Raw genomic sequence first — 9,417 nt, 5'->3', positions numbered from 1 at the left:
GTCCACCGGGTCCGGCGTCGCGTGGCCGCGTGCGGCCTTCGGGTGCGTGGCCGTCGTCTTCACGGCCCGCACCCTGTGGCTCGTCCCCCGGGAAGGCGACCTGGACCTGCGGCTCGACTGGTGGCAGCAGCCGCTCGCCTCGCCGTACCCGCTGCTGGCGCTGGTACTGCTGGGCGTGGCGGCCGGGTACGTGTCGGCCCGGCACCGCCCGGCGCCGCTGACACCGCGCGTTCCCCCGGCAAGAATCAGAGGGGACGGGCACGCGAGGGACCACCGCACGGCCCCTCCCGCCGCCGACGGGCGGAAGGGCGGCCGACGACCAGAGTGCGAAGAGGCCCGAGGAGGCCGGTGTGCGAAGCACGATGCAGGACATTCCGCTGACCGTGACCCGGCTCCTGGTGCACGGGGCGCTCGCGCACGGGACGTCCCGGATCACCACGTGGGCGGGGACGGCGGGCGGAGCTGAGCCGGACCGCCGTACGTTCCTGGAGGCGGGTGTCCGCGCCATACAGCTCGCCGGGGCCCTGCACGACGAGTTCGGCGTCGAGCCCGGCGACCCGGTCGCCACCCTCATGGCCAACACCGCCGACCACCTGGAGGCCTATCTGGCGGTGCCGTCCATGGGGGCGGTTCTGCACACGCTCGACCCGTGGCTGCCGGCCGACCAGCTGGTGGCGGCGGCACGGCACGGCGGGGCGCGGGTGCTGCTCACCGATCCGGCGGGGCTCGCCCCGCTCGCCTCCGTGCTGCCCCGCCTCCCGCACCTGCGGCACGTGATCGTCGCGGGCGGCAGCGAGAGCGCCGCCGTCGTCCCCGGCACCGCCTACGGCGCCGAGGTCCACGACTACGAGCTGCTGATCGACGACCGCCGCAAGCGCTACGACTGGCCCGAGATCGACGAACGCGACGCCGCGGTCCTGTGCCACACCACCTCGGCTCACGCCGCACCCCGCGGGGTCGCCTACAGCCACCGCGCGCTCTACCTGCACGCCCTCCAGGCGCAGACCCCGCAGGCGTACGGCATCGGGGTCGGCGACCTGGTGCTGCCCGTCGTGCCGATGTCGCGCATGCTCGCCTGGGGTCTGCCGTACGCGGCCTTCGCGGGCGGCGCCTCGCTGCTGCTGCCCGGCATCTACGACCAGCCCGCGCCGCTGGCGGAGATGTCCGAGAGGGAACGGCCCACGCTGGCCGTCGCCGACCCGGCCACCTGGGACGGCCTGCTGGAGGAGCTCGCGGCGCGCCCCCGTGACCTCTCCTCGCTGCGGGAGGCCGTCGTCGTGGGCGGCCCGGGAGAGGACCCCGGCGGTCCGCTGCTGGCCCAGGAGCTGGGCTGGCGGCACGGCATCAGCACCGCGGCGGCCTGGGGCGCGCCCGAGACGCTGTCCCCGGCGTGCGTGGCGCGGGCCGAGGCGGGCGGGACCGACGAGGCGGGCCACTACCGTTTCCCCGCCTCCGTCGAGTACGGCGTCCTGGGCCCCGACAAGGCACCGCTGCCCTGGGACGGCGAGTCCCAGGGCGAACTGCTGCTGCGCGGCCCGTGGATCACCGCTTCGTACGTCGAGGACACCGGGCATCCGGCGCCGCTGCACGAGGGCTGGCTGCGCACCGGCGAGACGGCGACGATCAGCCCGGACGGCCGGGTCGCCATGAAACCCCCGAAGGAGCCGTCCCCGGAGGGACGGTAGCCCCTCCGGGGACGGTAGGCCCCGAGGGACGGTAGGCCCCGAGGGACGATAAGCCCCGAGGGACCGTAGGCCCTCCGGGCCCCGTCAGACCTCGTCCGCCGGGTCGGACTCCCTGGCGGTGCCGCTCTGCTGCTGCGGCGGCTCGCTCAGCAGGTCGACGGAGTCCACGATCCGGTAGGCGTAGCCCTGCTCGGCCAGGAAGCGCTGGCGGTGGGCGGCGAAGTCCTGGTCGATGGTGTCGCGGGCGACGACCGAGTAGAAGCGCGCCTCGTGCCCGTCCGCCTTGGGGCGCAGCACGCGGCCGAGCCGCTGGGCCTCCTCCTGGCGGGAGCCGAACGTGCCGGAGACCTGGATGGCGACGGTGGCCTCGGGCAGGTCGACGGAGAAGTTGGCCACCTTGGAGACGACCAGGCAGGTCAGCTCGCCGGTGCGGAAGGCGTCGAACAGCTTCTCGCGCTGCGCGTTGCTGGTGTCGCCCTTGATGACGGGCGCGCCCAGATGTTCGCCCAGCTCGTCGAGCTGGTCGATGTACTGTCCGATCACCAGCGTCTGCTCGCCCGCGTGGCGGCGCACCAGCGCCTCGGTGACCTTCCGCTTGCTGTCGGTGGTCGCGCAGAAGCGGTACTTCTCCTCCTGCTCGGCCGTGGCGTAGGCCAGCCGCTCGGAGTCGGTGAGCGAGACGCGGACCTCCACGCAGTCGGCGGGGGCGATGTAGCCCTGGTTCTCGATCTCCTTCCACGGGGCGTCGAACCGCTTGGGACCGATGAGGGAGAACACGTCCGACTCGCGCCCGTCCTCCCGCACCAGCGTGGCGGTCAGCCCGAGGCGGCGGCGGGCCTGCAGGTCGGCGGTGAACTTGAACACCGGCGCGGGCAGCAGGTGCACCTCGTCGTAGACGATCAGGCCCCAGTCGCGGGAGTCGAACAGCTCCAGGTGCGGGTAGACGCCCTTCCGCCTGATGGTGATCACCTGGTAGGTGGCGATGGTGACGGGGCGGATCTCCTTCTTCGTCCCGCTGTACTCGCCGATCTCCTCCTCGGTCAGCGAGGTGCGGCGCACCAGCTCGGACTTCCACTGGCGGGCCGAGACGGTGTTGGTGACCAGGATCAGCGTCGTCGCCTGCGCCTTGGCCATCGCACCGGCGCCGACCAGCGTCTTCCCGGCCCCGCACGGCAGCACGACGACACCCGAGCCGCCGTGCCAGAACCCCTCGACGGCCTGCTTCTGGTAGGGCCGCAGCGACCAGCCCCCGCCCTCGGGGCCCGAGCCCTCGTCCAGCTCGATGCGGTGCGCCTCGCCGTCCACGTACCCGGCCAGGTCCTCGGCCGGCCAGCCCAGCTTCAGCAGCACCTGCTTGATCTGGCCGCGCTCGGAGGGGTGCACCACCACGGTGTCCGGGTCGATCCGCTGCCCCACCAGGGGCTGGATCTTCTTCGAGCGCAGCACCTCCTCCAGCACGGGGCGGTCGCTGGTCACCAGCACCAGACCGTGCGTGGGGTGCTTGTTGAGGGAGAGCCGCCCGTAGCGGGCCATCGTCTCGGCGATGTCCACGAGCAGCGCGTGCGGCACCGGATACCGCGCGTACTCCACCAGCGCGTCCACGACCTGCTCCGCGTCGTGCCCGGCGGCCCGCGCGTTCCACAGGCCCAGCGGCGTCACCCGGTAGGTGTGGATGTGCTCCGGCGCCCGCTCCAGCTCCGCGAACGGCGCGATGGCCCGCCGGCAGGCGTCGGCCTGCTCGTGATCGACTTCGAGGAGGAGGGTCTTGTCCGACTGGACGATCAGGGGGCCGCCGTTCACGCGTCACCTTCCGACGTTCGGATGAGTTCCCGACAGGGACCAAACGTCCAGTGTGCCGCACCAGCGCGGGTGCGTGGCGTGATGTGAGCTACGCCGCCCCCGGACGGGGTGCGGCCCCCTCGCCGCGCAGGGCCGAGGGGGCCGCACCGTGGTTCGACGGATGCGCTCCGTGGTCAGACGCCGAGTCCGCCGCTCTTGACGTCGGTGACGAACGCTGTGAATGCCCTGGCGGGGAATGCAAGGACGGGGCCTGCGGGGTGCTTGCTGTCGCGTACGGGGACGATGCCGGTCGTTGCGGTGGAGCTGGGGGACCACTCCAGACAGTTGCCACCGTCCTGGTTGCTATAGCTGGACTTGACCCAGGAGTGGTTCGCAGGCGGGGTCACAGTGCCTCCATGTGCTTTCTGATCATCTGGGCGGATGCGTCACGCGACAGAGCCGTAGCCGTGAGGACATCGTAGGACCGTGACAAGTGCCTCACGTCAGCCGGTTCTTCGATGATGGCACCGGATCGGATGCCTTCCGTATAGACGACGGTCGCACCGTCCGAGGTCGCCAGGACGGACATGGGGCCGTCCATCAGTCCATGCGTGCCGGCATCGAGCGGGAGCACTTGAAGGACGGTGGTGGGTCGCGTTCCGTGTTTCAGAAGAGCGGACAACTGCTCCTGCATCACCTCCCGGCTGCCCACCCGGCGTCGGATGACTGACTCGCACACGATGACGGAGAAGTCTGGCGGCGTGCTGTTGGCGAGAATCTCTTGCCGGGCGATGCGGTTGCTGACACGGCTCGCCAGCTCGGCCTCACTGGCACGCGAGTTGCCCTCACGGAAGAGAGCACGCGCGTAGTCCGGAGTCTGGAGTAGTCCCGGCACCACTGTGGGGGACCACTCCGAGATGGAGATTGCGCGAGTCTCCAGCTCGATGCGTCGCCGGTACCGCTCCGGAAAGGCGTGCGCCGTGATCTCCTCATACAGCCGCTTGAACAACCCGTCGGTGCCGAACACCTGGTCCAAGAGGGGTGGAAGGCCCGCAGGGACAGGACCCACGCAGTTCTCGACCCGCGAAATGGTGCTCTTGGACGTGCGGACCATCCGGGCCAACTGGGTCTGCGTCAACGGCCCGCCCTCGTACAGCTCTCTGGCGCTCCTGCACTCCTCGGCGAACTGTCTGCGCGGGTCCTGTGCGCCGTCCGCGCCCCCCGTGCCGTCCGTTTCTGCGTTCATTTCTCCCCCTGACCACCGGTCTGGTCATGCCTTCCGAGGACGCCGTTCACCTGCGGTGAACGGCGCGCGTACGCGTCGCCGTGACCAACTCGCAGGTTGGGCGCTGAAACCCTCCACAGCGTAGCGAGCCGTGCCGCACTCTTGTGACCGTTCCACCGCACAGAGTGAGCACGCAGAGGAGTTGGTCCATGGACACCGCCCCCGCCGACCCCGCACCGAAGCGGGAACCCGTCCCCGTGCCCGAGTGCGATGTGTGCGAACTGCTGGCGCGGGATCGGGAGACGGCCCGCGCCGACGGACGTTTCCTGACCGTCCGGAGCTGCAACGCCGTGATCGCGGGGCACCCACACCAGCGGAAGTCGGCCCGGTGAGCGCCGCGCGTCCGGTACCCGCCGCCGCGTACTTCCGTTCCCCGTTCCACATCCGACCGGGAACGGTGGTGTTCGACCGGGACAAGGAGATGGTGGGCGTCGCGCGGCAGGCGGTCGACCAGGTGGTCACCGTGGACCGTCCCAGCGGCCTGGCCTGGGAAGCGCCGTACCGCCGCCTACGTCCCGGCACCTCACGTGAGGCCCACCAGCTCCGCGCGCTGGCCCGCCTTCACCGCATCCAGCGTCGGGGGCTCACATGACGTGCCGGACGTGCCAGGAGCTGGCGGAGGAGCTGGCCCGAGCGGAGAAGTCCGGGGACGCGTCGCGGGTCGTGGACTGCCGCGTGTTGCTCCGCCGGCACCCCGACCACGGTGCTCCACCCGCCGGCCCGAAGGAAGGACCCGGGACATGACCTACCAGACCTGGAGGGCATCACCCATGAGCAGGCCCCAGTATTTCCGTCGTCCCTCCGGGAAGGCGAAGGGCAACAGCATCGTGGACAAGGAACATCAGGCGGCGAAGGTGCAGCACACGCGCCGTGCGGAGCTCTTGGCCCGGATGCGCGTCCGCCTTGCCCCGCCCGCGCCGGCCGGCGCCGACCCCGGAGGCGACGGTGGCTGAGAGGGAGCGTCGCGAGGACACGTCGACGCCACGTCTCGGTCTGCGGTAGCGGCAGGGACGGACCACAACGCCCCCACCCTCACTGAGACAGCGTGAGGCCTCCTCCTCCGATTGGAGGTCCGGCGGGGGCGGGGGCTGCACCACCGCGAAGGACGGACAAGTGGAGCGCGGCGATCAGCCGCGCCGATCGAAGAGAAGGGCATTTCATGTCGGTTACCACCTCGGATCGTTTCCTCGTCCCCTGGGGCATCAGCCGTATGCGGGCCTACCCGAGCACCTACCAGCCCGGGTATGCCACAGCCGAACTGGACCCCGCGACGCAGGTCACCGTCTTCCGTGACGCAAGCGGCGGCGTCGTGGAGATGGGCAAACACGGCACGGCCAAGGGGACGGAGACCAGCCCGCAGTCCACCAACCAGGACAGCCGCAACGACACCGACCACGACCAGGACGACGAGCAGGACTGATGAGCGACGCTGAACCGGTCGCGGTCGTCACAGAAGTGGACGACGTGACCGCCGACATGGTGATTGCCGAGCTGAACAAGCGCGGCGTCCCCGTCGTGCGGTTCGACCCCTCCGACACAGGCGACCGCCTGACACTCTCGGCCCGGTTCGGCGGCGGCGCCGGTTCGGCCACCCCGGCCGGCATTCTCCGTACCCCCTCCAGGACTGCCCGCCTGGAGGGGGTACGGGCCGTGTACTGGCGCCGCCCCACTTGGCCCCACTTCGAGCACCTGGACGCCCAGGACGCTCGGTACGCGGAGGCACACGTCCGGCACGGTCTCGGCGGGACGTTGTACGCCCTCCCGGACTGCCGCTACGTGAACCACCCCCTGAGCAACCGGGCCGCCGAACACAAGCCCCTGCAACTGGCCGTCGCTCAGCACCTGGGCCTCGTGGTCCCGCCCACCCTGGTCTCCAACGACCTGGCCACCATCCGGGCCTTCATCACCGAACACGCCCCGGTGATCTTCAAGACGCTTCGTTGGACCCCCTACCGCCGGAGCGACGGAGTGGGGCTGACCACCTGGACCGAACCCGTCCTGGCCGACGACGTGGACGAGAGCGTGGCCGTGGTCCCCCACCTCTTCCAGGCCCAGGTACCCAAGGTCGCGGACGTGCGGGTGGTCGTGGTCGGCCCGAAGGTGTTCGCCGTCCGCATCGACTCCGATCTGTTGGACTGGCGTGCGGACTACAGCGCTTTGACCTACACCCCCATGACCTTCCCCGCCGGTGTGGAAAAGGCTCTGGTCGCGCACTTGGACCACTTCGGGCTGGCCTCAGGCAGCTACGACCTGTGCCTCACCCGCGATGGTGACCTCCACTGGCTGGAGCTGAACCCGAACGGCCAATGGGGTTGGCTGGAAGACGAGACCGGGCTCCCCATCGCCGCCGCTTTCGCTGATCTCCTGGAGCAAGGAGCCACACCGTGACCCGTCCCGATTCCACCGCCCTCCGCCACGGGCTGGCGGACTGCCTGGAACAGAGAGGCGTCCTCAGGACCGCCGCGTGGCGCAAGGCGGTCCAAGAGGTACCCCGCGAACAGTTCCTCCGGTCCTTTTTCAAGGACGCTCCCGGCCCCGACGGCCATCTCCGCTACACGCCCATCAGCCCGGACACCGACGAGGACGAGTGGCTGACCCTCGTCTACCGGAACGAAACGTGGGTGACCCAGCTGGACGGCCACCTGACCGCCGACACCGCAGACGGCCCGCTGACCGGTTTCCCCACCTCTTCCTCCACGATGCCCGCGACGGTGGTCGGGATGAACGAGGCCCTGGATGTGGAAGACGGTATGACCGCCCTGGAAATCGGCACTGGGACCGGCTACTCCACGGCGCTGCTGTGCCACCGCCTGGGGGAGGACAACGTCACCAGTGTGGAAGTGGACCCCGAGGTGGCCCGGCGAGCGGACGACGCGCTGGAGACCACCGGATACTCGACCTGGACCGTGACCGGGGACGGCCTCCTGGGCCACCCGCGTCGGGCACCGTACGACCGCATCGTTGCCACGTGTGCCCTCCGCCGTATCCCGTACGCGTGGGTGCGGCAGACCGAGCCGGGGGGCATCATCCTGGCCACCGTCGGCCCCAGCGCCTGGTCCTACGGCACCGGGCTGGCCAAGCTCACCGTGAAGGACGACGGGACGGCGGAGGGACGCATCATCGGCCGTACCTCCTTCATGCCCGCCCGGGCACAAGCAGTTGTTCCCCTCTCCGGGGATTTGGCGGCCCGCGCCGCCTACGCCGACAGCGAGCGGAAGACCAGTCTCTCCCCGGACACGCTGGACGACTGGATGCCCGCCTTCCTGGCCCAGCTCGCCGCCCCGGGAGCCCAACTGGTGCGCGCTCTGGGTGACAACCGGGAGACGGTGTACCTGTTCGACGCCCGCCGGGAGGCGTTCGCGGCCCTCACCGCCGACGGAGACCAGTGGAACGTCCGCCAAGGCGGTCCGGTCGCTCTCTGGGACGCCATCGAAGAGGCCGTAACCGCTTGGCAGAAGGCCGGGGAGCCCGACATCACCTCTGTCCGCATGGCGGTGACACCCGACGCACACGCCTACTGGATCGGCGGTCAGCAGATCACCGATGACCGGCGGTCGTACTGGCTCGGACAGAAGGAACACGTACTCCGCTGGAAACACCCGCATCCGCCCTTGACTGCTTGACCTCCTGTGACTGCTTGACCTCCTGGGGCAGGGGGAGGCCGGTCACCGTCCGCCGCCCGCCGGTCCGCTTCAGAAACCGAGGAGATCGGCCAGGTCGATCTTGAGGGGGAAGGGGAGGTCCGTGGTCAGTTCGCGGCGGTGTACCGGGCGTTCGGGGCGGGGGATGTAGGAGCGGGTGTCGGCGTTCAGCCAGTACTCGTGCACGGCGAGCTGGTTGTCACGTTGCAGTTCCACGCGCCAGTAGGAGGGGACCTTGGCGGCGGCGTACTGGGCGGGCTTGAGGACGCGGTCCTGGCTGCGGGAGCCGGGGGAGACGACCTCGATGGCGAGGGCGACAGCGCTGATGGGCACGCACTCGGTCTCGAAGACGTTTAGGCCGGTGGAGTCGTAGACGATCACGTCGGGCACGCGCACGTGGTGTGCGTCCACCATCGCGCACTGTCCGGTCACCACGTCGAAGGGTTTGCCGCGTGCGTCGCCCAGGGCTTGCGCGAGCTGGTTCCGCACGTGGTTGTGCCACAGCATCGTTCGTCCTCGTACCACGATGCACCCATCGACGAGTTCCCAGTCGAAGGGCAGCTCCAAGCGCTTGACCTGGTCGAATGTCCATCCCTCTGCGGGCGGGAACGCCCAGTTCTCCTCGGTGGCGCGTGCTGCCGTCGCGGCCGTCGCGGTTTTCATGCGGGTGAGTCTGGACGGAGACCGGCCGACGAGCGGTTGTCCGAGAACGCGGTCACTCGATCCGGTGAGACAGCGGGAGCCGTCGCATGCGCACGGCTCAGCCCTCCACCTCCGCCACCCCCGTGATCCGGTGCAGCGGGTAGGTGCGGACCTCGTCGGCGGTGTGGTCGTAGGCCGTCACGAAGCCGCCCTCGACCTTGACGGGGGCGATGACGCGCTGGGAGGCGGCGCCGTCCGCGTTGACGTAGCCGATCCACACGGGGGTGCCGGTGAGGGTCGCGGACTGCATGGTGGCCAGCGTCTCGGCCATGACGGTGCGGGGGAGGCCGCCGCCGGGCGGCGGCCKCCCCCGCACCGTCATGGC

The 9,417-nt window shown here is 70.4% G+C and carries 12 protein-coding genes and 1 pseudogene; 8 read left to right on the top strand and 5 right to left on the bottom strand.

Translation table 11 applies throughout. From position 1 onward, the window contains the following. Positions 1–172, top strand: a pseudogene (locus AB8Z75_RS23590) (transferase); the annotation flags it as partial. A gap of 178 nt (positions 173–350) precedes the next feature. Continuing rightward, a complete protein-coding gene (locus AB8Z75_RS23585; protein ID WP_369205160.1) occupies positions 351–1,685 on the top strand; it encodes an AMP-binding protein in 1,335 nt (444 codons plus the stop codon). Between the two features lie 84 nt (positions 1,686–1,769). On the opposite strand, the gene AB8Z75_RS23580 is transcribed toward AB8Z75_RS23585, so the two are convergent. The 3 genes from AB8Z75_RS23580 to AB8Z75_RS23570 form a co-directional block, all read right to left on the bottom strand. Further along, positions 1,770–3,485 carry a DNA repair helicase XPB gene (locus AB8Z75_RS23580; protein ID WP_369205158.1) on the bottom strand — a complete coding sequence of 572 codons (1,716 nt, stop codon included), beginning with the start codon at positions 3,483–3,485 and terminating at the stop codon, positions 1,770–1,772. A gap of 173 nt (positions 3,486–3,658) precedes the next feature. After that, positions 3,659–3,871, bottom strand: coding sequence for a DUF397 domain-containing protein (locus AB8Z75_RS23575; RefSeq protein WP_369205156.1), 213 nt, complete (start codon positions 3,869–3,871; stop codon positions 3,659–3,661). Further along, positions 3,868–4,710 carry a Scr1 family TA system antitoxin-like transcriptional regulator gene (locus AB8Z75_RS23570; RefSeq protein WP_369205154.1) on the bottom strand — a complete coding sequence of 281 codons (843 nt, stop codon included), beginning with the start codon at positions 4,708–4,710 and terminating at the stop codon, positions 3,868–3,870. The genes AB8Z75_RS23575 and AB8Z75_RS23570 overlap by 4 nt, the downstream gene beginning before the upstream one ends. 188 nt (positions 4,711–4,898) lie before the next feature. On the opposite strand from AB8Z75_RS23570, the gene AB8Z75_RS23565 reads away from it, so the two are divergent. The 6 genes from AB8Z75_RS23565 to tgmC all read left to right on the top strand — a co-directional run bounded on the left by AB8Z75_RS23565 (position 4,899) and on the right by tgmC (position 8,372). Next, the gene (locus AB8Z75_RS23565) at positions 4,899–5,081 is read left to right on the top strand and encodes a hypothetical protein (RefSeq protein ID WP_369205152.1); all 183 of its coding nucleotides are present in this window, start codon (positions 4,899–4,901) and stop codon (positions 5,079–5,081) included. Next, positions 5,078–5,341 (top strand): hypothetical protein, encoded by a 264-nt coding sequence (locus AB8Z75_RS23560; RefSeq protein WP_369205150.1) that lies wholly within the window; start codon positions 5,078–5,080, stop codon positions 5,339–5,341. The genes AB8Z75_RS23565 and AB8Z75_RS23560 overlap by 4 nt, the downstream gene beginning before the upstream one ends. Before the next feature lie 148 nt (positions 5,342–5,489). After that, the gene (locus AB8Z75_RS23555; protein ID WP_369205148.1) at positions 5,490–5,702 is read left to right on the top strand and encodes a hypothetical protein; all 213 of its coding nucleotides are present in this window, start codon (positions 5,490–5,492) and stop codon (positions 5,700–5,702) included. A 206-nt stretch (positions 5,703–5,908) separates the two neighbouring features. After that, positions 5,909–6,169: a putative ATP-grasp-modified RiPP gene (gene tgmA, locus AB8Z75_RS23550; RefSeq protein ID WP_369205146.1), complete on the top strand. Its 261-nt coding sequence runs from the start codon at positions 5,909–5,911 to the stop codon at positions 6,167–6,169. After that, positions 6,169–7,137, top strand: coding sequence for an ATP-grasp ribosomal peptide maturase (gene tgmB, locus AB8Z75_RS23545; RefSeq protein ID WP_369205144.1), 969 nt, complete (start codon positions 6,169–6,171; stop codon positions 7,135–7,137). Before tgmA ends, tgmB begins: the two co-directional genes overlap by 1 nt. Beyond that, positions 7,134–8,372: an ATP-grasp peptide maturase system methyltransferase gene (gene tgmC, locus AB8Z75_RS23540; RefSeq protein ID WP_369205142.1), complete on the top strand. Its 1,239-nt coding sequence runs from the start codon at positions 7,134–7,136 to the stop codon at positions 8,370–8,372. Before tgmB ends, tgmC begins: the two co-directional genes overlap by 4 nt. 69 nt (positions 8,373–8,441) lie before the next feature. Here tgmC and AB8Z75_RS23535 read toward each other — a convergent pair whose 3' ends face one another. Both AB8Z75_RS23535 and AB8Z75_RS23530 read right to left on the bottom strand, forming a co-directional pair. Beyond that, entirely contained in the window at positions 8,442–9,053 is a 612-nt protein-coding gene (locus AB8Z75_RS23535; RefSeq protein WP_369205140.1) for a Uma2 family endonuclease, read from the bottom strand. Positions 9,054–9,150: 97 nt separating this feature from the next. Further along, positions 9,151–9,417 (bottom strand): WYL domain-containing protein (locus AB8Z75_RS23530; protein ID WP_369205138.1); only part of this gene is annotated, 267 nt, incomplete at its 5' end.

Source organism: Streptomyces sp. PU-14G (assembly GCF_041028275.1).
GTDB lineage: Bacteria > Actinomycetota > Actinomycetes > Streptomycetales > Streptomycetaceae > Streptomyces.
The sequence above is the reverse complement of the archived record's forward strand: the minus strand, read 5'-3'. Positions and strand labels throughout refer to the sequence as shown.